Raw genomic sequence first — 24,515 nt, 5'->3', positions numbered from 1 at the left:
CCTTCCTCTTCCTCCTCCTCTTCACCACCCCCGCAGCCGCAAAGTCCAGAGGGGACGTTGTCGAATCCGGCTTCGAGAATCTGGACCTACCGCCTCAGAATGGACACCCGAAATTCGACTCGAACGCGCCCCATGCCGCAGGTGGGGTGAATTTGGTAGACTCCACGGTCTTACCAATTTTCACACCCTGCCCTGCCCCATGCCACGTTACCAGAGAATTGCGATCATCGGAGTCGGGCTGCTGGGGGGCTCCATTGGAAAAGCCATACGTCAACGTAAGCTGGCGAGCGAAGTCGTCGGCATCGGCCGACGACAATCGAGCCTCGACGCGGCTCTCGAAATCGGGGCCGTGGATCGTGCGACCCTCAATCTGAAAGAAGGTGTCGCCGGCTCTGAATTGATCGTCGTTGCTACACCGGTAGATCAAATTGCACCACTAGCACTCGCCGCGGCAAAGGCGGCTCCTGAATCGCTACTCACCGACGCTGGCAGCACAAAGGCCTCTATTTGCGAGTCCATCCTTTCAGCAGACCCGGAGTTGGCCAGCCGCTTTGTGGGTAGTCATCCACTGGCCGGGGGACATCGTAGCGGGCCCGAACATGCTGATGGTGATTTGCTCTTAGCTCGAACCGTCGTGGTCACTCCTTTCGCCTCAACTCCGCCGGAGATTGCGGCAAAGATTTCCGATTTCTGGAGGCTTCTTGGTGCAATTGTCAAACAAATGACGCCCGCCGAGCACGACCAGGCTCTCGCCGCCACGAGTCACTTACCTCATCTGGCGGCTTTTGCCCTCTCAGGTGCTACCCCGGAAGAATTCCTGCCGCTAGCCGCCACAGGCTGGTCGGACACGACACGGATTGCCGCCAGCGATCCGGCTCTCTGGCGACAAATTTTTGCCACCAATCGCGAAGCGCTCCTCGACGCGCTCACTCGTTACGAGGATAACTTGGGTTTGTTGCGCCAGGCTTGCGAACAGCAGGATTGGTCAACTCTCGAAAAACACCTGCAAAACGCACAACGGATTCGAAATGCTCTGGGAGATTGACCTCCACCCCCGCCACGCGGAAGACGATCGAGCTGCGGCACAGCTTGTTGCGGACGCTGCCGATTTGCACTGGGACGAGCCGCTACAAGCGGCCTCGGCCCGTAGCTATCTCGTGCAGGGCGAAGCACTCAATGCGGAGTCTGCTGAGAAACTTGCCGGCGAACTATTCAGCGACCCGGTTGTTGAGACGGCTATTGTCGCGCCCATTGGCGACGCGTCGCTGCACGCCACTCCGCAACGGCTGGAAGCAAGCGAAAACGCTCAATTGGTCCACGTGCTGCTTAAGCCGGGCGTGATGGACCCCGTTGCTCAAAGCGCCGAAGCCGCGGCCCGCGATTTTGGCCTGGAGATCGACGCCGTGCGTACGCTCCGCAAATACTGGATCGCTGGTGAGGACAGTTCCAAACTGAGCGAGGAGAAAGCCCAGCAGCTCGCCACGCGATTGCTCGCCAACGATGCCATCGAGCAAGTGGTCGTCGGCCCGCTCCCGTTTGATCGGTTGCAATTGGGGGGGGACTACAAATTTGAGATCCGAACCACGCCGATCCGCGAGCTAGATGATGAAGGCCTCATGCGATTGAGTCGCGAGGGGCAGCTCTACTTGCAACTTGCCGAAATGCAAACCATTCGGCAACTGTACACGGACATGCAGCGTGATCCGACGGACATCGAGCTAGAAACCATTGCCCAAACCTGGAGCGAGCACTGCAGTCACAAAACGCTTGCCGGGCGAATTGCCTATAAAGATGAAAACGGCGAGCGGCAGTTTGACAACATGCTCAAAGAGACCATTTTCGAGGCAACCCAACATCTGCGCCGCCAGTGGGCCAAGGATGAGACCCAGGACGATTGGTGCGTGAGCGTGTTCAAAGACAACGCCGGCATCGTGCGTTTCGACGACCAGTTCAATCTGGCCTTTAAAGTGGAGACGCACAATCACCCTTCGGCGCTCGAGCCGTACGGCGGTGCCAACACGGGCATGGGCGGGGTTATCCGTGACACGATAGGTACGGGCCTCGGGGCCAAGCCGATTTGCAATACGGATGTGTTTTGCTTCGCACCGCCCGATACCCCGCCTGAATCGTTACCGCCAGGCGTGCTGCATCCAAAACTCGTGATGCGCGGCGTCGTGGAAGGCGTGCGTGACTACGGCAATCGCATGGGCATCCCCACGGTGAACGGCTCCGTATTCTTCGATTCCCGCTACCTCGGCAATCCGCTGGTGTACTGCGGTAACGTGGGACTCATTCCCAAAGACAAGTCGTTCAAAGAGCCGCAGCCGGGCGACTTCATTGTCGCCGTTGGCGGTCGCACTGGTCGCGATGGCATCCACGGGGCAACTTTCTCCAGTGCCGAACTCACCAGCGAGAGCGAGAGCCTATCCGGTGGTGCCGTGCAAATTGGCAATGCAATCGAAGAGAAAAAAGTTCTCGATGTGCTGCTCGCCGCCCGCGACCAAAACCTGTTCACGTCCATTACCGACTGCGGTGCTGGTGGCTTCAGCAGTGCCGTGGGCGAGATGGGCGAGGAACTTGGCGCGGAAGTTTGGCTGGAGCGGGCGCCTACCAAGTATGCCGGGCTCACCTACACGGAAATTTGGATTTCCGAAGCCCAAGAGCGTATGGTCCTAAGCGTACCAGAAGAAAAGTGGGAGGCGGTTTGTAGTCTTTGCGAGAGCGAAGACGTGGAAGCCACGATCCTCGGCAAGTTCGAACCGACCGGACGCCTCGTATTAAAGTACGCCGGCGAAACGGTTGCCGATCTGTCGATGGACTTCCTCCACAACGGTCGTCCGCCGGTGATTCGTGAAGCAAACTACAAACCTCTCGCCACGAAACCTATTTCACTACCCGAACGGGACAATCACAACGACGACTTGCTGAACATCCTCGGCTCGCTAAACGTGGCCAGCAAGGAATGGATCATCCGCCAGTACGATCACGAAGTCCAAGGTGGCAGCGTCGTGAAACCGCTGGTCGGAGTCGCCAGCGACGGCCCGAGTGATGCGGCCATCGTTCGTCCCGTGCTCACTTCGCGGCGTGGCGTGGTGATTAGCAACGGCATGAACCCGTGCTACGGTGATTACGACCCCTACCATATGGCCGCCAGTGCCATCGACGAAGCGATTCGCAACTGCGTGGCCGTGGGTGCCGACCCAACGCGTATCGCGATTCTCGACAACTTCTGCTGGGGCGATTGCGAACGCAACGAAACGCTCGGCTCGCTCGTACGTGCCGCCCTGGCATGCCACGACCTGTCGATCGCATTCGGAACACCTTTCATTAGCGGCAAAGACAGCCTGAACAACGAGTTCAGCTATGCGGGCCCAGACGGCAAGAAAGAAACCATCGCAATCCCGCCCACGCTTTTGATCAGCGCCATGGGGCAAATCGCCGACGTGGCGAGCGCTGTCACGATGGACCTCAAGCAGTCCGGCAATCTGTTGTATCTTGTGGGCAACACCGATGACGAACTTGGCGGCTCGCACTTTTCCTTGGTGAACGATCTCCAAGGCGGCCGCCCGCCACAGGTAAACACGCAGAGTGCACTGCAAACCTTTCACGCCATCCACAACGCGATCAATCAAGGCTGCCTAGCCGCGTGTCACGACTTGAGCGAAGGCGGCTTGGCTGTAGCAGCCGCCGAAATGGCCTTTGCTGGTGGCCTTGGTGCAGAGATTTCGCTCGCTGCAGTGCCCGCCGAGGGCGATTCGATCTGTGCAACGACAAGGCTCTTCAGCGAGTCCAACAGCCGCTTCCTGTGCGAAGTGCCGCCAGAGAAACAACAGGCCTTCGAGGCCGCGATGTCTGAAGTTGCTCACGCTCAAGTTGGCGCGGTCAACGAAACAGATCGGTTGACGATTTCTGAATCTGCTAAGCGACAAGTCGATTGCTCGCTGAGTGAATTGAAAGCCGCATGGCAAGCACCGCTCGACTGGTAAGCACTTAACACGTCCACATTCCTCCCTCATCCTTACTCCTAAGCGACATGTCTCCCCGCGTTCTAGTTCTCCGAGCTCCTGGCACCAACTGCGATGCTGAGACGGCCCACGCCTTCCAAATGGCCGGCAGTTCCCCGAGTGTGGTTCACTTGAATCGCTGGCTTGAATCGCCGACCCGCATTGCGGATCATGAAATCCTCTGCCTGCCCGGAGGCTTTAGCTACGGCGACGACGTGGCCGCGGGGCGAATATTCGCTAACCAGTTGCGTCACCATCTAGCTGACGCGCTCGCTGAGTTTCGCGAAGCGGGCAAGCTGATCCTTGGCATTTGCAACGGTTTTCAGGTACTGATCAAGAGCGGCCTGCTTGACAACGACGGCCCTGAGGGCCCCACATCCACACTCGACTGGAACGCATCAGGGCGTTTCATCGATCGTTGGGTGCATCTCGAAGCAGACTCATCGCGTTGTGTTTTCCTTAGTGGCATCGAGCGTATGTATCTGCCCATCGCTCATGCCGAGGGACGTTTCGCAACGAAGGATTCGTCAACACTGGAAAAACTGGCGAACTCCGGGCAGTTGGTTCTGCGCTATGTACCGAATGAGGGCAACCCAGGAGAAATGAACAGCGCAAGCGGCGATTACAATCCAAACGGCGCAGCTGGAGACGTAGCGGGGATGACGGATACATCCGGTCGAGTATTTGGGCTAATGCCACACCCCGAGCGATTCGTTGATCGTACGCAACACCCGCAGTGGACTCGCCTACCGGAATCCAAGGATGGAGACGAGGGCGCAGGACTGGCAATTTTCAAGAACGCAGTGCGCTATTTTGATTGAGTTGCAGGGACTCTGGAATGCCCACGTGGAAGAGAAGACTCGCCTATTTGATTGCAACCTTAATCGTAGTTACTCTCGGCTTGGCTTCGCGTCACTTTGGAAGCTCACTTCCGACTCTTCTTGCCGACTATGCCGGAGACTCGCTGTGGGCCCTGATGGTATTCTTTTTGGTGAGTTGCCTCTGGCCCTGTCGGCAGATTGCTCTGCGAGCGGCAGTCGCCTTGAGCTTTGCGTTTCTCATTGAAGCGAGTCAGCTCTACCACGCTCCGTGGATCGACTCTCTCCGTGCGACTCGCTTGGGAGGACTAGTTCTCGGATTTGGATTTCTCTGGAGTGACCTGGCGTGTTACACGGTGGGCGTCGTCTTCGGGGCCATCGTGGATCATTGGATTACGACGCAGGGGGTGCGCCCTCTGACCAAGCATTGAATAAACAGTGATTCTTGCATGGCCTACTCAGCACCCTCGATTTCAATCGAAGTCAACTCGCTCAACTGCCAAGCCAATCGCCCCAGCAGGCGGAAATAAAGGAGCGTGGCAGCAAACAGCACCGGTGCAGCGGCCATTCCCAGCAGAGGATGCCTGCCGATCAGCCAAACACTACCTGCCGCTGCAGCACCGATCAGCAGCATGGTTTCCGCGTAGTAGAGCAGCCACGTGGGCAGACAGGTCAGCAAGCTTTTGCCGATCTTAGGTGAGAATACGGCCATCGGGGAACCTTGTTCTAGCGATGAGAGAATTGCTACCGGGAATGCCAATAGCCAACCCGTGCCTGCTAGCACTGGACCGAGGTCCGCGACCGAAGGAGATAGCGACTCAGCGAGTTGGGTCATCGCTTTTCCGATGAGTGCAGCCGGTACGGCGCTGGCCACAGCCGAAATGAGAAAATACATTGCCTCGCCAATCCATTCCACGAAATCCGTGCTAGGTGGGTTGTGTAACTCATCGTGACCGTCAGCGCTTTCCGTGAGAATCGCTAGCCACACCGCCGATGCCGCCGCAAGCCACAAGATCCCTAAGATACAACTGATGACGAAAAAGCAGACCATCGCAACCGCATGAAACTTGCTGGCGGCATCGCCCGCCCCAAAACTTCCGAAACTGCTCACGACGACTAGAAAAACCGACAGCACGAACCACCGAATCAGGATCGGAGCGGTAAGCAACATGGCCGGCACACGCTGCACCAGCGGAAATTTCACCGGCTGTTCTCGCAATGCGGCCCGTTTCTTCTTCCGCTTCTTTTTCCTGGGCGCATCACTGTCACTAGTTCCTCCTTCTTTTTCCTCGTAGGCCCTCCGCTCCGCCTCACGAATCTCCGCCTGACGCACCGCAACTGGCTTGGGCACAGGCCGCGGCGTGGGGGCAGAGGTCGGGTCGAGCTGGTACTCTTGCCCATCGGGCACGCCCACCGGTCCGCTTGTTGGCTCAGCCGCCGGTCTCTTGATCAGCGTCTTGGTTCCACAGTCTGGGCATTTCGCCTGCTTGCCCAAATGCGCTTCGCGAGCGTACATCAGCGTGTAGCACAGCCGGCAGCTCACGGGAATTAACGTCGGCTGCTTGGCAATTTGCTCCGCTGGCAAGGGTGCTTCGTCCACGCCCCACAGCTCGAACTGCTCACCCTCCATAGCAAGCGGCTTGGGCACTGCCCGCTTCACTTCCGGTGGAGGAATGACGTTTACTCTGCCGCAGTCTGGGCATTTGGTCTTTTTACCCACATACTTCACTCGAAAGCTAAGTCGCGTGCCGCACAGCGTGCAGCCAAAGGAAGTGTACTCCGGAGGTGGTCCAGTCGAAGACATGCGTTTGGTTATAGAAAATTCAGGAATTGTCCGCGATCTGGGCCGCTTACAGCTTAGCCGGCGCGCCTTACCTCCTTCGCACGCCGCTGGAGCCAAACTCTGACAGAGTTACGATCGCAGGCTATTGATGCACCATCTTAGACAGTTTCCACTGCCACACTCCCTTCTCACAGTTCGATTCGCTATTATGGCCCGTAACACTCAACAATTCCCTGGGAATTACGACCATGTGGCAAGGAGTTCGAGGGCACGACCGAATTGCCGAGCGATTCCGCCAGAGTTTGGCGTGTGGTCGCTTGGCGTCGACCTATCTCTTCGTAGGTCCCGATGGCATTGGGAAACGAACCTTCGCCGAAGCCCTTTCTGCAGTGCTGCTGTGCGCCAACCCGGACGAAGTCGCCCTCTCGCCCTGCGGACAATGTGAATCATGCAAAATGTTCGCTGCCGGCAATCACCCGGATGTCGACCGCGTGGCTCGGCCCCCGGGGAAACGCACGTTGCCAATCGACCTGTTCCTGGGCGATCGAGAACATCGCAATAAGGAAGGTATGTGTCACAATATCGCGATGCGTCCCCTGCTGGGTCGGCGACGGGTGGCTATCATCGAAGATGCCGACTGGTTTTCGCCCGAAAGTGCCAATTGCCTGCTAAAAACTCTTGAGGAGCCGCCACGCGGAGCCGTCATCTTCCTGATCGGCACCAGCCGTAGCCGCCAGCTACCAACGATTCTCTCACGCTCGCAAATCGTGCGGTTCAACCCGCTACCCAACGCTGATTTGGCAGCTCTGCTCATCGAACAGGATTTGACAACCGAATCAACCACGGCTGAGCAACTCGCAGCTGCTGCCGGTGGAAGCCTTAGTAAGGCTAGCGAATTTGCGGACGAGCAGCTTCGAGACGCCCAGCAGCGGCTCACTACCCAACTCACCAGTCCCAACATGGACGTGCCACGACTTTCATCCGACCTCATGGACGTGATCACCTCGGCTGGGAAGGATGCGGAAGCACGTCGACAGCGGTTTCGCACTCTCCTCTCTTCCGCAATCGGCAAATTCTCGCACCAGCTTCGCACACCCGGACAGGACTCTGGCTACGACCCTGGGGTCACCTTGGCGGCGCTAGATCGTTGCTTGGAAGCTGAAGAGCAACTGAGCCGCAATGCCAACCAAAGCACGCTACTGGAGAGTTGGCTGGACGACCTCGCCGAGTTGCAACAGCGGCCCACGTAGCGACGGTCGATTTCTAAGAAAATCCAGCGCAATTCCGCTGTTCCCCACCCTGCCGCTCTAGCGTAAACTCACGGCTTGCGTTGCTGTCGAGAAGAGCAATTCGAGCCATTCTCGGTTAACTTGAATCACCCAGCGAAGCCTCGATCGACGAAGCCTTTAAGGAATGACGAAGTAATGATTGGAACGTTTAGGCGGGAAGCATTTCATCAGTTTCTCAAGTTTAGCAGCGTAAAGGGATTGCTTACTGCCATTGCGGCGCTTACTGGTTGGCTCGCTGCCAACAGTGCGATGGCGCAGTCTGCAGCCGATGCCACGCTTGAGGCTGGCAATAGCGGTGCAGAACCTTACGACAAGTTAGTCATCATCTGCTGGTCGATCGCGTTTATCGGCTCACTCGCCGCGCTGATTCAGGCACGACTGTTCTACGCTCAAATGCAGCGGGCCAGCCAAGGCAACGAGCGCATGCGCGAGATCGCTGGCTACGTGCGCGATGGTGCACGGGCCTATCTCGATCAGCAATTTCGAGTGGTCACAATTTTCTTCGTGATCATTGCCATCCTGCTCGGCTTTGCTGCCTTCGGACTCAAAGTGCAAAGCCCGTTCGTTCCTTTCGCTTTCTTGACCGGTGGCTTTTTCTCCGGCCTGGCTGGCTGGTTCGGCATGCGAACGGCCACTGCCGCAAGTAGTCGCACCGCCGCCGCGGCAGAGAAATCGCTCAATCAAGGTCTACAAGTTGCATTTCGCAGCGGTGCGGTCATGGGGCTCACCGTCGTAGGCCTCGGGCTCATGGATATCGCTCTGTGGTTTGCGTTCCTTTACTGGATCTGGCCTGCGATGGGCAACGAGCCGCTGAGTCTGGTAAACATCACGGCCACCATGATTTGCTTTGGCATGGGTGCCAGCGCTCAGGCATTGTTTGCCCGCGTGGGTGGCGGCATCTTCACCAAGGCGGCCGACGTGGGTGCGGACCTTGTCGGCAAAGTGGAAGCCGGCATTCCCGAAGACGATCCACGCAACCCGGCGACCATCGCCGACAACGTGGGTGACAATGTGGGTGATGTGGCCGGTATGGGTGCCGACCTTTACGAATCCTACGCTGGTTCGATCCTCGCCGCCGCCGCGCTCGGTGCCGCTGCCTTCAGCGCGACTGCGATCTTGCCTGAGGGCATGACCCAGGTGGAAGCACAGCTCCGCGCTCTCCTATTGCCGATGGTGGTAGCCGGCATCGGCATTGCCTGCTCGATCATTGGCATTTACTTCGTTCGCACGGGCGACGAAGCCTCGCAAAAGAGTTTGTTACACGCACTGGCCAAGGGAATTAACCTCTCTACGGGGCTCGTGATCGTGGGTGCTATCATCGCCGCACGGCTGCTCATGCCATCTACCGCAGAAACGGAAATCGGCTTCGGCATCCCCGGCGTAGGAGTGAGTGTCGTGGTTGGCCTGATCGCCGGCGTTCTGATCGGCTGGTGGACGGAATACGTGACTAGCGACGAATATGGCCCGACGCAGCGACTCGCCGCTCAGGCAGAAACAGGCCCGGCCACAGTCATCATCGGCGGCATCGCCGACGGCATGTCTAGCGTCTGGGTGCCCGTGCTGCTGGTGTGCTTAGCGACCATGATGTCCTTCGGTTTCGCCAGCGGATGGAATTTCCAAGACGTCACGTACTTCTCACTGGGACTCTACGGTGTGGGAATTGCAGCAGTGGGAATGCTGAGCACGCTCGGGATCACGCTCGCCACTGATGCTTACGGCCCAATCGCCGATAACGCCGGCGGAAATGCGGAGATGTCTGGTCTGCCAGAGATCGTGCGTCAACGTACCGATGCACTCGATTCGCTCGGCAACACAACAGCCGCCACGGGCAAAGGCTTTGCGATTGGCTCGGCCGCGCTCACAGCACTCGCCCTGTTAGCTGCCTACGTGGAAGGCGTGCGTGTCGGCTTCGAGCGTTGGGGCGAGTCGTTTGCAGAACAAACCGTGGTCGCCGAGGGAGAGGATCACGCTTATTACAAAGTAACGAACCGCTTCGTGGTACGTGTCGACAAATCCACGGAAGAAGGTAAGCCCAATAGTTCCACTCCTTACCTCATTATGCCAGAGCTACTGCGTGCACCAAAGCTTCGCGAATCATGGCCAAAATTGGAGTTGAATGCGGAGATTCCCGTCGGCAAAGTCACCAACGGACTAACTGAATTACCCGACGACAAGTTGGCCTTCAATGCCACCGGGCGCAAACTGCTACCGGTATCCGCAGCCACACTGCCACAGTTCACGCAATATTACGACGCCACGCTCATGAACCCCAAGGTTCTTGTCGGTGTGTTCCTGGGTGCGATGGCCACTTTCGCGTTTTGTGCCATGACGATGAAAGCCGTGGGTCGTGCAGCGCAGGGTATGGTCGAGGAAGTCCGCCGCCAGTTCCGCGAAATAGCCGGCATCATGGAAGGCACTACCAAGCCCGATTACGAGCGCCCGGTAGCGATCAGTACACTGGCCGCCCAACGGGAAATGGTCATGCCCGCTTTGCTAGGATTGCTACTGCCGCTGGTGGTGGGACTCATCCTCGGCGTGGCTGGCGTGCTCGGCTTGCTCATGGGCACACTCACCACAGGATTCTGCCTAGCAATTTTCATGGCTAACTCGGGCGGTGCCTGGGACAACGCCAAAAAGTACATCGAAGCCGGAGCCCAAGGCGGCAAAGGCACCGAAGCCCACAAAGCAGCCGTTGTGGGCGACACCGTGGGCGACCCCTTCAAAGACACCAGCGGCCCGAGCCTGAACATCCTCATCAAGCTAATGAGCATGACCAGCGTGGTAATCGCAGGACTAGTAGTAAGACACAGCCTAGAAGCCTGGGGGCTGTTTTAAGGAGGATATCAAGCGAGCCGGAAGCGTAAGCGCCCGGGTAGCTACCGTGCGAGCAAGGCCTAGATACTCTGGTCGCTAACGCTTCCTGCTCGCCGGCAAAGTTTTCAATCTTGCGAACCTCCGCGTTTCGCTTAGAATCTATGTTCGCAGAGGAACACCCCGCGTGTTCCGCCCACGGGTTTATCCCGTCCACCTGGAGAGGTGGCTGAGTGGTCGAAAGCGCCGGTTTGCTAAATCGGTGACCGGTTCACGCTGGTCCGCAGGTTCGAATCCTGTCCTCTCCGCTCCATATGATGCTTCAATTTCCAAAGAAGCACGGCTCGTACTCCGGTAGGTATGCGGGCCGTTTCAGACCTATGGGCCGGGGTTCTTGAACACCCCGGCCAGTGGATCTTTTTTGCAAGTCCAAATTCGGGTCCCCAATCGAGTTCCCCGTTCAACTCACCTTCGCAGGATCTACGCCGTCGTTCCACTCACCTTCTAGGCGTTGGTAAGACTGCGGGTGCATGACACTCCCTGTGTCTCCGGCTGTCCAGCCGGGCACGTGATTGGGTGTGCCACGATTGGCTGACACTTGCTCCCATTTTTTTGCCCAGGCTGGAGATCCGTCGGAGATTTGCATGCTCTCCTTGTCGAAGTGGAAGACCTTGCCTTCGCGGTAACTTCGCGTGCCGAGTTTCACCACCGTCATCGCGGCAGCCCCCAGTTCGGGAGTGCAATTGACCGCTTCGGGATCACCCTTAGCAACAGCATCGACAAAGTTTTGGAAGTGAGCGAGCGATTGATTTCCGATTCTGCCCAACTCAATTCGTTCGTCAACAATCGAGCTGTCGTGAGTCACCTGTGGGCGTTCAGCGACAAAATCGTAGCCGGTGAATGCATCGCCCGATCCTAGCACCATCGCCCCGTGGTGGCCCCGAATGACCTGCTTGATTGGCGTATTGTTGCTACACATAGTTGCGGTGACTAGTCCTTGTACACCCTCGTCAAAGTCGGCAACCACGGTTGCCACATCGGGAACCTGACGGCCATCGTATTCTAGGAATAGTCCGCCCGCTCCAACAACACGCCCTGGAAATCGCAGTCCAGTACCCTTGAGCATGGTCGTTGTGCGATGAACAAACAAATCCGTGAACATGCCTGAGCCGAATGCCCAGTAGCAACGCCACTGGGCGAACTTCGCACGATCGAAAGCCATGTCTGGGGCTAGTCCGAATTCAGTTCCGAGGAACATCTTCCAATCGACATTCTTGGGAGTCATGTCCTCAGCCAATGGATAGTAGCGCCACTGCCCCATATCTGAATTGCGGAAGTACTCCGTTTGGTACTGCATGACCTTGCCGATCTTGCCTTCGCGAATCGCCAGATTCAGGTGGTCCCAAACGGGTAGCGAAGTCGATTGCACGCCCACCTGCATGACCTTGCCAGACTGCTTCCATTGCTTATGCACCTCCAGCGCCTCTTCCACGCTGTGCGTCATCGGCTTCTCGCAGTAAACATGCTTGCCTGCGTTGAAGGCGTCAATCGTTTGCCGCGCGTGCCAATGGTCGGGCGTTGCGATGACCACCGCGTCGATCGAGTCATCAGCGAGAATTTCACGATAGTCGCTCGTCGTGGTGGGGCGCTTGCCGGTGCCCTGCTCGACTCTGGTAGCCGCTTCTTCTATGCGACGGTTGAACACGTCGCATACGGAGGCAAGCTCAACGGTTCCCGATTTCTTGAAGATCGCGATCGCACTGTCCAGATGTGCGTTGCAACGCCCGCCTACGCCAATGAAGCCAATTCGCAAACGTTCATTCGCATTCCCCTGAGCACCCGTGGTCGCCGCCAATGCCTTGGTATTCATGGCCAGCGACGTGACCCCAGCTACCGTGCCGCTTATGAAGTTGCGCCGTGTGACTGATTCGTTGTTCATCTGGTCTCCCATTTTTCTGATATCGAAGTCGTGTTTTCTGTTTTTCTTAAGAATCGCTTCACACGCCAATGTACTCACTGAACTGCTCCCGTGCAGCCGGCCCAGGCCAATTGACGCATAGAGGCCCTATAGAGGCTGAGGAATTCGCTTATTTTCCGTTCCCACCTAGGGAAAAACAATGGCCAAGCTAGGTAAGGTCTCCGGGTCGCGCAATGTCTTGCCTGAGTCTCCCTCCCGAGAACGCCGATAACGGGGGACGAAGGGGAACAATATGATCAAAACTAATTTTCTTTGTCCGTTGGCGTTACTGCTAGCAGTCGGCTGCGCGTCGGATGCGCACAAATCTGCTCCGTTGCGTGCGCCTGCAATGATCGGTTCGGCCGCAATTACTCGGGCGAGCTATCAAGAGTCTGCCGAGGAGAAGCAGTCTGAATTTGCTGATATCGCTAATGTCGATAGCGGCTCGACTGAGAATACGAAGCCCGATTCATCGGAACTGCTGCAGCCCTCTGCAGTTGATGAGACTAAGAACGAGGCCGCACTACCAGAGCCACAACGATTGCCAGCAATCGCTAGCGAAAGCGTTGGTGCACTGACGCTTGAGGCACTTCAAGAGTTGGCTTTCGAGAGCAATCCGGCGATCGCACAACAGGCAGCACGTATCTGCGCGTTGCGCGGCAAATGGGTGCAAGTGGGGCTGCCGACCAATCCGACGGTTGGCTACACCGCTGGCGAAATTGGTAACGATGGGGCGGCCGGTCAGCAGGGAGTGTTTGTTGGCAAGAACTTTATTACGGCGCAGAAGCTCCAACGCAATCGAGCAATCGTCGCGGCAGAAATACACCGAGCAGAGCAGCAGCTTGCCGCCACGCAGGCCCGAGTTCGCACCGACGTACGACAAAGCTACTATGGCGCGCTGCTTGCCCAACGACGTGTTGAGTTGGCTGAAGAACTCGTGCAAGTGACCACCAAAGCGGCAAGCGCTTCCAAGTCGTTGCTCGAAGCGGAAGAGATACCCCTGGCCGGATTGTTGCAAACGGAAATCCAGCAACAGAACGCTCGGGTAATGCTGCGAACCGCAGAAAATGGATTAGACCAAGCCTGGCGCGAATTGTCTGCCGTGGTTGCAAATGGCCAACTCGCGTTTCAACAACTGACCGGCGATGTGAGCGCATTGCCCGAGGCGCTCGATTGGCAGGAACAACTCGCACGGTTGCAAACAGAAAGCCCCGAGCTGGCCATCGCGATGGCCCAGGTCGAGCGAGCCCGCCGGGCGCTCAATCGAGCGTGCGTTGAGTCGGTGCCCAACATCAGCACACAGGTGAGCGTGCAGTATGACGATTCGACCAGCGACACGATCACCGGTGTGCAAGTGGGCATTCCGCTGCCTATTTGGGATCGCAACCAGGGAGGCATTCGCCAAGCGCAGGCAGAGATCAGCGAGGCAATGCGAAATGTCGAACGTATAGAGCTGAATCTACAGCGGCGACTGGCCGACACCGTTCGCCAGTACGCCGACGCTCGAGTCACCGCTGCCACCTACGAGAACGAGGTGCTACCCCGCTCGAAAAGAACCTTCTCGCTAGTCCAGAGAGGCTACGAAGAGGGCGAAGTGGGCTACCTTGACCTGCTAGCGGCCCAGCAAACATTCTCACAGGCGAATCTCTCGTATCTCGATGCCCTAAAGTCCCTCTGGCAAAGTAAGAACCGCATCGATGGACTGCTACTCGAGAACAGCCTGGCGACCGTCTCCGGAGAATAACGAGGTCGCCATCTCACGAGGTCTTGGCTATAATGACGTCACCCAGTGTTGCTATTACCCCATTGCGATTTGACCGTGCAGCAAGTTATCAAAAGCCTGCTTGCCTTAGCCATCTTGGCTCACGCATCGCTTGGCTGCTGCGCGCATCATTCTCATGCGGCCGGCGCTTCTTGCTGCCCAACTGAGAGCCTGGAACACGCTCATCACCGCAAGTGCCCACAAGCTTGCCAGCATGCTGAAGAGCCGATCCCTCAGCCGGCTGCTCCCACCGAGTGCGATCACCGCAATTGCCTATGGACGGCTGGTGAGTTTAGCGTCTTGCCGAGCTTGCTTCTCGACAGCACTTGGCTAAATGCGCTGGAAGCAGCTGGCGATCTCGCTGGTTGTTGCTTACCCGCGACATTTACATCGGAAGCTGCTGCTTCGGTCAGACTCTGCCCGGCGCCACCGGTGCGCACCCATCTGGCGCTGAACGTACAACTCATCTGAGCCACTGGCGATAACTGAGCGTCTTGAAGCTTGCTGCGGCGTTTCTCGTTATTGCTCCTCTCTGTGGTTCTTGATTTCTGTTGTTTAGCCTTCATCGTATCCCATTGCCTCCGAGCCTGCCGTTGTGCAGCGCTTGCTGGTTGGGAGCCCCGTTCTATGACTACGCACACGCCCCCCCAAAACTCGTCGCAGACGACACCATCGCAGCGGCGGGCCGTTACTCCTGCTATTATCGTTGGCTTAGTGCTGCTGACTGCCGCTGGCTACTTCACACAAGATCGCTGGCTACCACTGGTTCGTAGCTCCCAAGTTGCGACCGGAGGAACTGATCACGTCGACCCTCATGCTGGGCACGATCACGGCGCAGCGAGCGCGACTGCCTCGGTCGACTTGAGCGATAAGGGGCTCAAGAACATTGGCTTCGTGCCGTTTACCGTAGAGGCGTCCGACTATGAGAGGAGTCTCACGCTGCCGGCAATTGTTGTCGAACGACCAGGCCGGTCGCAAATTCACATCACGGCACCGTTTACGGGCAACATCTCTGCCATTCATGCCGTCGATGGCGAAGCGGTAGATGCCGGGGATGAGCTGTTCGACCTAGAGCTCACGCACGAAGAGTTGGTCGTTTCGCAGCGAGACTACCTGAAGACACTTGCCAATCTGAAGATAGCCGAGCAGGAAATCAGTCGATTGGAAAGCCTTGGCGAAGGAGTTGTAGCCGGGAAACGAGTCTTGGAGCAAAAGTACGAGAAGCAGAAGCTGGAGGTCGCACTGCGAGCTGATGAGCAAGCCATGCTGCTGCACGGATTGAGCGAGGAGCAAATTGCTGACATTCGAACCTCGCAGCGATTGTTTCGCAGCTTAAAAGTCCACGCGCCACAGCACAGCGATACGGAGGCAATAGACGAAGGCCATCACTTGTTCACTGTCCAACGCTTGAAAATTGCCCGAGGGGAACAGGTGGAAGCGGGGCAAGAGCTGGCTGTCTTGAGCGACCACTGTGAGCTCCACGTAGAGGGGCTAGGTTTTGCAGACGATGCAGCAGCGATCCGGGCAGCGGCGAAATCTGGCAAAGAAGTGAGCGCCCGCCTGCTAAATGGAGATACGCAAGAGGCAACCGTCAAAGGATTAGAGCTGCTCAACGTGGCCGACCAAATCGACCCAACCTCACGGGCACTGAAAGCGTACCTCCGCCTTCCTAATGAGGTGGCCCTTGATCGTAATGGCAAAGGTAAGAGGCGATTTCTCGAATGGCGATACAAGCCGGGACAGCGCATGCAAATACATATCCCTGTGGAAACCTGGGAGAATCAAATTGTATTGCCCCCCACAGCTCTCGCAGAGGAAGGTGCAGAGAACTACGTGTATCGCCAGAATGGCGACCACTTCGATCAAATCGCAGTGCATGTGTTACATCGCGAACAGGACGCCATCGTGGTTGCCAATGATGGCGCACTATTCCCTGGCGATGTGATCGCTGGAAAGGGCGCGTATCAAATGCACCTAGCTCTGAAGAACAAGTCCGGCGGAGCTATCGACCCACATGCCGGACACAATCACTGAGACCTAGAGGGATTGAAAACTATGTACTGGCAGATTGCAAAAGTCATTATATCGGCCGTGCTCATCGCAGCAACTTCCACGCTGGCTCAGAAACAGCCTCGACTAGGAGCGCTGTTGTTGAGTCTTCCCATCGTTAGCTTACTCGCGTTCGGTTTCACTTGGGTGGAACATCGCGACTTGGCGACCATCTCACGACTTGCACGAGAGACGTTAATTCTCGTGCCGCTGGGATTGCCGTTTTTCGTGCCGTTAGCATTTAGCAAGCAGCTCGGGCTTAGTTTTTGGCCCTGCTTTGGGTTGGGAATCGTCCTAGCGAGCGCAACGATTGGAGCTTGGCTGCGATTCGGACCCGCCACAACTTAATTGAACGCCACCAACCACCAACCTCTAGACCCTAGTCTCTAGACCCTCAACTCTAGACTCTCCATGCTCAACGCCATTATCAGATTTGCGCTCTATAACCGGCTACTTGTGGCGGCAGCTGCGCTGGCATTGCTTGGGTATGGAGCGTGGCAGGCGACTCAGTTGCCGATTGACGTGTTTCCGAATCTCAACCGGCCCCGCGTTGTGGTCATGACCGAAGCTCACGGGCTGGCGCCTGAAGAAGTTGAATCCCTCGTGACGTTCCCGCTGGAAACGGCTTTTAATGGAGCTACCGGCGTTCAAGCGGTTCGAAGTTCCTCCGGCATTGGGCTCTCAGTGGTTTACGTGGAATTCGACTGGGGCACGGACATCTATAACGATCGGCAAGTCGTTGCCGAACGCATGGCACTTGCTAGCGACCTACTACCCGAAGACGTCTCTCCTCAGTTGATGCCAATCTCCTCGATCATGGGCCAAATTATGATCATCGGCATGACGGCCGAAGGGGATACATCTGCAATGGAGCTACGCACGCTCGCCGATTGGGCGGTGCGACAGCGTCTTTTAACAATTCCCGGCGTGTCTCAGGTGATTGTCATGGGAGGGGATCGCAAGCAGTACCAAGTATTGGTCGATCCCGATCTTTTACAGCAGTTTGGGGTGTCGCTACATGAAGTGAAGCAGGCGATTGCGGACAGCAACCAGAACACCGCTGGCGGCTACCTTGACGAGCAGGGTCCCAATGAGTTCCTCGTCCGTTCGCTGGGACGCGTCCGCACCACGCAGGAAATTGGCGACATCGTGGTGAAGCAGCGGAATCGGCAATCGATCACGCTTGCGCAAATTGCCCGCATTGAGGAAGGCGCCCAAGTCAAACGGGGAGATAGCTCCGCGTTCGCACGAAACGAACAAGGCGAGATGATCGGCGGTCCATCGGTACTGCTCACGATTCTCAAGCAGCCGGAAGCGGATACGCGGACCGTCACTAATCGAGTGACTGCCGCGCTCAAGGAGATGCGATCCGCCTTGCCAAGCGATGTCGTCGTCCACCCCGAGCTCTACCAGCAGAAGGAGTTTATTGATCTGGCAATCGACAACGTGAGTGAAGCGCTTCGCGACGGTGCCGTGCTGGTGGTGATTATCTTGTTTCTGTTCCTGATGAATCTGCGCACGACGCTGATCACCCTCACCGCAATTCCGCTGTCGATAGCGATCACGGCGCTCGTCTTTGCTGCGTTCGGGCTCTCGGTGAACACGATGACCCTCGGCGGCCTGGCGGTTGCTATCGGCGAGCTAGTGGATGACGCGATCGTGGATGTAGAAAACATCTTTCGCCGGCTGCGTGAGAATCGGCTAAGCAAGAGCCCGAAGCACCCGCTACTGGTTGTGTACCAAGCAAGCGTTGAGATACGGAACTCGATTGTCTTCGGCACACTGATCGTCATGATTGTATTTATCCCGCTATTTGCGCTTTCAGGCATGGAAGGCCGGCTGTTCACGCCGCTGGGCATTTCCTATCTGGTGTCCATCGCCTCGTCCCTACTGGTGTCACTCACCGTGACTCCCGTGCTGAGCTACTGGTTACTCAACCGCAAAGGAGAGGGCCATGAAGAACGCGACAGCCTGCTCCTACGCGGCTTGAAACGCATCGCCGAGGTTGCGATTCGCATAAGCCTGCGAGTAGCGTGGCCAATCCTTGCCGCTGCCGCCTTGGCTGTCGCAGTGGCTGGGTGGGCGTTGCTGCAGCTGGAGAATGACTTCCTGCCACCGTTTAATGAAGGTGCTGTGCAGATCAATGTGCTGCTCCCTCCGGGGACTTCGCTGGAAACTTCCAACCAAGTGGCAGCCCGAGTCGAGAAGCGCCTCGCACAAATTGACGATTTGGTCGCCTTCGTTCGCAAGACCGGACGAGCCGAGCTCGATGAACATGCCGAGGGCGTGAACGTGTCAGAATTTATCGCGACCGTCGACCCCCACAGCGAGCGATCTCGCGAAGAAGTACTCGAAGAGATCAGCGAAGCGCTGGCAGACATTCCAGGCATTGTCACCTCGGTCGAGCAGCCGCTTGCGCACTTGATATCGCACATGCTTTCGGGCGTGAAGGCACAGGTTGCAATCAAACTGTTTGGCGAAGACCTAGACGAATTGCGCCGTCAGGCTGAGGGAATCAAGAACACAATTGCAGACATTCCCGGCATCCGTGATCTGCAAGTCGAACAGCAAACCATCGTGCCCCAGCTTCGCATTGAGGCCGATGGAGCGAAGCTCAAGACTTTCGGTCTGAGGCGCAGCGATGTGAATGAATTCGTCGAAACAGCCATGCAAGGCGAAGTCGTTTCGCAGGTCCTTCACGGGCAACGTTCCTTCGATCTGTTGGTGCGACTGGAGGAGGAGTTCCGCGAAGATATGGCAGCCCTCAAACGCCTGCGCATCGACTTGCCCGACGGTGGCAGCGTGAAGCTAGAAGACGTCGCTCGCATTTACAAGGCAGGCGGTCCTAACACGGTCAATCGCGAGCAAGTCAGCCGCCGCATCGTGGTGCAATGCAATGTATCGGGTCGAGGACTCGTGGATGTCGTGGGCGACATCAAGACGCGATTAACGCGGGTGCGCGAAGAACTGCCAACTGGCTACTTTATTGAGTTTAGCGGGCAATTTGAGAGTCAGCAGTCGGCATCTCGCGCGATTGCGATTCTATTTACCATTTCGCTAGTGGGTATGTTCCTAGTACTCTTCAAGATGTTCGGCTCGGCGAATCTTGCCCTCCAGGTGATGGTGGCACTGCCCATGGCATTCATCGGAAGCGTGGCGTCGCTCTATCTCACCAACCAAACGCTCACCGTGGCCAGTATGGTCGGGTTCATCTCGCTATGTGGTATCGCTTCGCGTAACGGAATCCTGCTTATCAACCATTACCTCCATCTCGTAAAGCACGAAGGAGAGCAGTGGACGAGCGACATGATCGTGCGGGCCGGCAAGGATCGACTCGCACCAGTACTAATGACGGCGCTGACTTCAGGTATCGGGCTCGTGCCTTTAGCTATGGCCGCGGGCGAGCCGGGCAAAGAGATTCTTTATCCCGTCGCAACGGTCATTATCGGCGGGCTCGTGACGAGTACCTTGCTGGAGTTTCTTGTCCGCCCTGCCCTGTTCTGGCAACTAGGTATGGCTTCCGCGCAACGAGCGCTTGAACGGGGCAGCGCACGAGTCGAACTCGTCGCGGAGAGTGCGATTGCCTGACCTATGATGCAACCCGATGGAGTGGAAATATTCCTACGCCCCTGTGGCAATTCTATTAAATCGATGAGGAGACGAACGATGAAAACACACGCGACAACTATTGGCTTATCCGCGAGTTTGAGCCTCGCACTACTGATCCTGGCTGGCTGTTCCGGCGAAGACGCAAGCCCTGGCGGAGAAGATACGGGTAATGGTGGCGCTGGCGTGGTTGATGCGCATCCCACCGAAGGGCCTCATCAGGGCGAACTGATCGAGTTGGGTAACGAGGAGTACCATGCCGAGCTGATCCACGACGAGATTGCAGGCAGCATCACGATCTATGTATTAGATTCTACCGCCAAAGAATCCGTCGCGATTGAGGCGAGCGAGGTCACCGTCAACCTGAGCCACGACGGCGAAGCAGAGCAATTCACACTAACAGCCAATGCAGACACGACCGACCCTGCCGAAACTTCCTCGAGATTTGAATCCTCAGACGTGCATCTGGCCGAGGATCTTGAAAGCCGCGAAGCTACGCTCGTGCTCACGATAAAAGGCAAGCAATATCGTGGCGAAATCAAGCATGATCACGACGAGCACGAGGATCACTAAAGCGAAGCTGAAGTCACCGACCGATCACTGCGACACGGCTTCCCGCTCGTACTTCCTCCCGCTGGATTTTTCCTCGTTGGGGAAGTCCTCAGGGATTTCTTGTGTGACTTTACCTGTGGCGGCCCATTCGGTGCCGCGTTGTAGGCTGGTGATAAAGCCAACGCACTCCATGGAGTAATCCGCGTGACCCAAGGGCGTGTGGAAGATGCGTCCCTTATAATAGTCGATGGTTATGAGCATGGGCTCGTGGCGACCGCTGCCTCTCTTTTTGGGATGCGCGTAGGCGGTTGCGAGGATCGTCATGTTCTCGGCCGGACCGCGCAGGCGTTCGTAGAGCTCGTCCTTGGTGTGTAGCCAACGCTTGGGCATGCCGCTGGTGATAGGGTGATCTTCGACTCGCGTGACGAGTTCGAACTCATGCTGCGGTCCGTGGTTGCCACCTTTACCCGGGTCAGTGTTGCGGACGATTTCATCTTCGTCGTTGTAGTACACATAGGGGCCTGTCTTCTCGGTGCGGCCGCCCCAGCCTCCCAGCCCGATCATCTGGTTGAACTCGGTCCAATCGCCAAAGGAATTATCGGCCGCGTGCACCACCACAAAGCCGCCGCCTGTGCGCACGTATTCCTCGAAATTGTTCTTCGTCTCTTCAGGCCACGGCGCAGCGTTGTAGCCGAAGTTGGATATGACGACATCGTAGTCGGAAAACGTAGGCGAAAAATCAGGGTCGGTCCTCGGCTTGCCGACCACCTGTGTTTCGATGCCCTCCAACGGATAGTCCGGCAATTGCGACTCGCCCTTCCAAGTAAACTTCGTGCGCTCGATGTCCACTTCGAATAGCCCCGTATCCTCTAGGTACCTTTTCATCATGAATGTGGTCTTGGGCCACATTTCGTGATTGTTTTGGCCATCGATGATCAGTGCTTTGAGGGGCTCGGCTGCTCGGGAGGGCATTGCCAAGAGAGATCCGAGCAAACAGATAGCGACAATTAGCGATTTCATTGACACACGTCTCCGTGAAAGAACCTAGTAGTCAGTTGCTACTAACATATACGAAGAAGGGGCAAATAGGCTACCTTGCGAGCTGTAGATTCAGTGTCGCAAACTACTAGCATGCGGGCAGGCGAACAGAGCAATCGACACCTCTAAGGTGCAGCGACGCGCTTCCAGCTGCCAGGTTCGATCTGGAATTCATTGACATCGCCATCAATGGTCGTGTACTCGCCGTACACCCGATACAATAACGATTGGGTGGGTTCGCTTGACCACCAAACATTATTGCCCCCGCGCAGAAGGTGGGCGTTTGTTTGCGAGACGGAGGTATGGTAGCGAATGTCAGCCGCTGTATTCCCAGAGTCTCCTTCCAGACCGATACAATAGCCGCCCTCGGGATCGAGCCCTGAGTGATTCTCAAATGTCGCGGTGCGCCACGCGTGGCCCGTCAACGCAACGAGAACCACATTGTCCGAATCGAGTTGTTCAGTAGGCATGCCGCTCGAATCAGCTGCATAGAGTTTCACTCCTAGCACTCTAATCGCCAAGCTTTGATTGCCGGCATAAACTTCGACGCTACTCACTCTCCAATCTAATGCATCAGGAGGAAGTACTGGCTTGAAGTACTGTCCAAGATAGTTGCTATTGCTGATTGGCGCGCTGGTGCTGTAACCTTCATCGTAGCTTTTCACTTCCTGCGGCCCCAAGTTTTTCGTCTGAGTGTTACGATTCGCACATGTCACACTGTGGAGGTAGGTTGCCGTTCCGAAGCGACCAATCCCCTGAATTTCGACGGGATCATCAACATCATCAGCCAGATCCCCGTCCTCGTCCAGCAACCGATAGCTCAGGGTTGCGTCGGAGTCGGGAGGACTTACGCTGATCGTCTCATCGTGTGCGTAGCGAGTTCTCCAGTTGCTATAATAACTCATTCGACCCAAAGCGAATTCGACACTCGATTGAGCTAAACACTTCGCATAGGCCATGTCGCTGCGAGATACGGATTCACGAAGCTCCAAACGCGACAAATGCATGGAGGTCAGACTGATCATTGAAACCAGCATCGCTACGCCGGCGACGGAGATGTATGCTGATCCCCGACGCATCCTGCGGGATATCCACCTAGCTCGCATTGGGATCCTCCGCGTGGTTCAGGAGGTTCGTGGTCCATTGAGCAGCACTACCACTGCCTATTTGAAGTTTGCCTTGTAATTGAGTAACCGCTGTGCGATCAACCGCGGGTTTCTGCTCCAGGGAACCATCCTCTGAGCGATAGGCAAGTCGCTCGGTACTGGTACCGTCCGGGGCAGTCACGGTGACGCGAATTCGCTTGAGTCCGGTATCGTAAAATCCCCATACACCACCATTAGTTCGCGCGGCCCATGCCACGTCCACGCTACGCGACCAGCCTGAGTAAGTCACCATAGCCGTGCCATCGTGGTTCTGTGCGGGACTGGCCGACCAGCCGTCGTAGTCATCGACATCGTCGAAGGTGGTACGGTCCGTTTCGTTCTCCCCAGCGTTCGTGCCAAGAGAATTCCCGTTGTTCTCTGGGTCGTTGTAGGGAAGCGCCATAATTTCGGCCAGAAGCTGATCCACCAGAAGCGGACCATCAATCAGACTGGTCATCTCCACTTGGGTCCGCACTGAGGCCCCTAGCGAAGCCAAAGCCCCAGTAATCACAACTCCCACCAGCAATGAGCAAATAACGGTTTCGACCATGGTGAAAGCGCGGCGCTGAGGATGCCGCGCACTAGCTACGAGTAAACTTCTAAGACCCACGTGTCACTCCTTCGATCAACCTGGAGACCCATTCCAAGGAAAACGACTGCACATCTCCAGCAACGGTCTGCACGGTTCCGCCATTGAATTGATACGTGAGCGGATCGCCAACCGTGCCACTCCAGGAGTAGCGAATGGTTTCCGCTGCGTCATCACCGTCGCGATCGGGGACTTCCATCGTGACAGAAGTAGACGTCAATTCAGAAAACGACAGTGCCGACTGCACATCGCGATTCAGTGTCGCGAGCACGCGATGCGCCTCGCGTGTATCTTGCCACTCGCCATCGGCCACGTCTAAAGACTGGGAAGCGATGTATAGCGAAGACGCCAACCCACCTGTCAACGCGGCGGTAATCGCCGAGCTGAGCATGAGCTCAACTAGCGTGTAGCCGCGTCGTGCTGGAGTACGTGATATCATGGTGTTCTCGGAACAGTCTTTGTTACCTTCAGCGAAGCAGCTACAAGAAAACCCTTTTAAGGTCCGGTATTATAAGTTGCGGTCACCGCTGAAACCGATCTGCCCGTAACATCCACACTGATAGTGCGTTGCTCTGAAGAAGCTTCCAACACTACGACACCGGCGGAATCGGGCCGGCCGTGGATGTCGAAAGTCACTTCCTGGGTCCCCGCGAAATCAGCCGAGAGCAGCGTGACGCCCCCGGCAGAGCCGGTGGAGAGGTTCCTCTCAAAAACTTGCCCAGGGTGATCGTGATCGTCGACGCCGAGGATTCGGTACCTATGGTTGGCGGTGTTGAACTGTACAGTAACGGGTTGGCTTGTGTGCTGGGCGACACCAGCGGCATAAGCGAGATCCGCTTCCATTTCCTTGGCCGCTAAGTCGCAACTATATTGGGTGATCGCTGTCCAGTACTTCGGAGCTGCCACAGCGACAAGGATACCCATGACCAGCAGGACCATCGCTAATTCGACCAACGTAAATCCCTGGCGATCTATTTGACGGGTACTTGAGCGCTGAGCTCTTGATACAAGACTCGATGGATTCATTTGCAAGCTCGTTGGTCATTGCAGCCTTAGCGCAAAATGCGCAGGGAGGCACAGTAAAAACGTAGCTTACTGAGCGAGAGGAGAGA

At 56.8% G+C, this 24,515-nt stretch carries 19 protein-coding genes and 1 tRNA gene; 13 read left to right on the top strand and 7 right to left on the bottom strand.

The features are described 5' to 3' along the window. Positions 1–199 precede the first annotated feature (199 nt). From HG15A2_RS07800 to HG15A2_RS07785, 4 genes are read left to right on the top strand one after another with little or no spacing between them, the layout of a single operon-like run. Entirely contained in the window at positions 200–1,045 is an 846-nt protein-coding gene (locus tag HG15A2_RS07800) for a prephenate dehydrogenase (RefSeq protein WP_145059443.1), read from the top strand. Next, positions 1,029–3,986: a phosphoribosylformylglycinamidine synthase subunit PurL gene (purL, locus tag HG15A2_RS07795; protein ID WP_145059441.1), complete on the top strand. Its 2,958-nt coding sequence runs from the start codon at positions 1,029–1,031 to the stop codon at positions 3,984–3,986. The genes HG15A2_RS07800 and purL overlap by 17 nt, the downstream gene beginning before the upstream one ends. 47 nt (positions 3,987–4,033) lie before the next feature. Further along, the gene (gene purQ / locus HG15A2_RS07790; protein WP_145059439.1) at positions 4,034–4,825 is read left to right on the top strand and encodes a phosphoribosylformylglycinamidine synthase I; all 792 of its coding nucleotides are present in this window, start codon (positions 4,034–4,036) and stop codon (positions 4,823–4,825) included. 17 nt (positions 4,826–4,842) lie between these two features. After that, positions 4,843–5,253, top strand: a complete 411-nt coding sequence (locus HG15A2_RS07785) for a ribosomal maturation YjgA family protein (protein WP_145059437.1) — start codon at positions 4,843–4,845, stop codon at positions 5,251–5,253. Between the two features lie 23 nt (positions 5,254–5,276). On the opposite strand, the gene HG15A2_RS07780 is transcribed toward HG15A2_RS07785, so the two are convergent. Beyond that, on the bottom strand, positions 5,277–6,626 hold the full coding sequence (locus HG15A2_RS07780) for a hypothetical protein (protein ID WP_145059435.1): 1,350 nt from the start codon (positions 6,624–6,626) through the stop codon (positions 5,277–5,279). A 227-nt stretch (positions 6,627–6,853) separates the two neighbouring features. On the opposite strand from HG15A2_RS07780, the gene HG15A2_RS07775 reads away from it, so the two are divergent. The 3 genes from HG15A2_RS07775 (at position 6,854) to HG15A2_RS07765 (ending at position 11,013) form a co-directional block, all read left to right on the top strand. Further along, positions 6,854–7,855: a DNA polymerase III subunit gene (locus HG15A2_RS07775; RefSeq protein ID WP_145059433.1), complete on the top strand. Its 1,002-nt coding sequence runs from the start codon at positions 6,854–6,856 to the stop codon at positions 7,853–7,855. Positions 7,856–8,029: 174 nt separating this feature from the next. Next, the gene (locus tag HG15A2_RS07770; RefSeq protein WP_246117905.1) at positions 8,030–10,729 is read left to right on the top strand and encodes a sodium-translocating pyrophosphatase; all 2,700 of its coding nucleotides are present in this window, start codon (positions 8,030–8,032) and stop codon (positions 10,727–10,729) included. A 195-nt stretch (positions 10,730–10,924) separates the two neighbouring features. Continuing rightward, positions 10,925–11,013: transfer RNA gene (locus HG15A2_RS07765), tRNA-Ser, on the top strand. A 152-nt stretch (positions 11,014–11,165) separates the two neighbouring features. Here the strand turns inward: HG15A2_RS07765 and HG15A2_RS07760 are convergent. Then, complete coding sequence (locus HG15A2_RS07760) at positions 11,166–12,644, bottom strand: Gfo/Idh/MocA family protein (RefSeq protein WP_145059432.1); 1,479 nt, start codon at positions 12,642–12,644, stop codon at positions 11,166–11,168. A gap of 271 nt (positions 12,645–12,915) precedes the next feature. On the opposite strand from HG15A2_RS07760, the gene HG15A2_RS07755 reads away from it, so the two are divergent. The 6 genes from HG15A2_RS07755 (at position 12,916) to HG15A2_RS07730 (ending at position 20,652) form a co-directional block, all read left to right on the top strand. Continuing rightward, a complete protein-coding gene (locus HG15A2_RS07755) occupies positions 12,916–14,406 on the top strand; it encodes a TolC family protein (protein WP_145059430.1) in 1,491 nt (496 codons plus the stop codon). Positions 14,407–14,481: 75 nt separating this feature from the next. Next, the gene (locus HG15A2_RS07750) at positions 14,482–14,895 is read left to right on the top strand and encodes a hypothetical protein (RefSeq protein WP_145059428.1); all 414 of its coding nucleotides are present in this window, start codon (positions 14,482–14,484) and stop codon (positions 14,893–14,895) included. Positions 14,896–15,051: 156 nt separating this feature from the next. Then, positions 15,052–16,458 carry an efflux RND transporter periplasmic adaptor subunit gene (locus HG15A2_RS07745; protein WP_145059426.1) on the top strand — a complete coding sequence of 469 codons (1,407 nt, stop codon included), beginning with the start codon at positions 15,052–15,054 and terminating at the stop codon, positions 16,456–16,458. A gap of 21 nt (positions 16,459–16,479) precedes the next feature. Continuing rightward, on the top strand, positions 16,480–16,821 hold the full coding sequence (locus HG15A2_RS07740; RefSeq protein ID WP_145059424.1) for a hypothetical protein: 342 nt from the start codon (positions 16,480–16,482) through the stop codon (positions 16,819–16,821). 63 nt (positions 16,822–16,884) lie between these two features. Next, on the top strand, positions 16,885–20,061 hold the full coding sequence (locus tag HG15A2_RS07735; RefSeq protein WP_145059422.1) for an efflux RND transporter permease subunit: 3,177 nt from the start codon (positions 16,885–16,887) through the stop codon (positions 20,059–20,061). Positions 20,062–20,139: 78 nt separating this feature from the next. After that, on the top strand, positions 20,140–20,652 hold the full coding sequence (locus tag HG15A2_RS07730) for a hypothetical protein (RefSeq protein WP_145059420.1): 513 nt from the start codon (positions 20,140–20,142) through the stop codon (positions 20,650–20,652). 24 nt (positions 20,653–20,676) lie between these two features. On the opposite strand, the gene HG15A2_RS07725 is transcribed toward HG15A2_RS07730, so the two are convergent. The 5 genes from HG15A2_RS07725 to HG15A2_RS07705 form a co-directional block, all read right to left on the bottom strand. Further along, the gene (locus HG15A2_RS07725) at positions 20,677–21,651 is read right to left on the bottom strand and encodes a ThuA domain-containing protein (RefSeq protein WP_145059418.1); all 975 of its coding nucleotides are present in this window, start codon (positions 21,649–21,651) and stop codon (positions 20,677–20,679) included. Positions 21,652–21,794: 143 nt separating this feature from the next. Beyond that, positions 21,795–22,694: a hypothetical protein gene (locus HG15A2_RS07720; protein WP_218932398.1), complete on the bottom strand. Its 900-nt coding sequence runs from the start codon at positions 22,692–22,694 to the stop codon at positions 21,795–21,797. A gap of 70 nt (positions 22,695–22,764) precedes the next feature. Next, a complete protein-coding gene (locus tag HG15A2_RS07715) occupies positions 22,765–23,424 on the bottom strand; it encodes a type II secretion system protein (RefSeq protein ID WP_145059414.1) in 660 nt (219 codons plus the stop codon). Then, positions 23,414–23,842, bottom strand: a complete 429-nt coding sequence (locus HG15A2_RS07710) for a PulJ/GspJ family protein (RefSeq protein WP_145059412.1) — start codon at positions 23,840–23,842, stop codon at positions 23,414–23,416. Before HG15A2_RS07710 ends, HG15A2_RS07715 begins: the two co-directional genes overlap by 11 nt. Positions 23,843–23,898: 56 nt before the next feature. Then, positions 23,899–24,429, bottom strand: coding sequence for a GspH/FimT family pseudopilin (locus HG15A2_RS07705; protein WP_145059410.1), 531 nt, complete (start codon positions 24,427–24,429; stop codon positions 23,899–23,901). Positions 24,430–24,515 lie beyond the last annotated feature (86 nt).

Source organism: Adhaeretor mobilis (genome assembly GCF_007741515.1).
In the GTDB taxonomy this organism is placed as follows: domain Bacteria; phylum Planctomycetota; class Planctomycetia; order Pirellulales; family Lacipirellulaceae; genus Adhaeretor; species Adhaeretor mobilis.
This window is presented reverse-complemented; position numbering and strand designations above follow the sequence as displayed.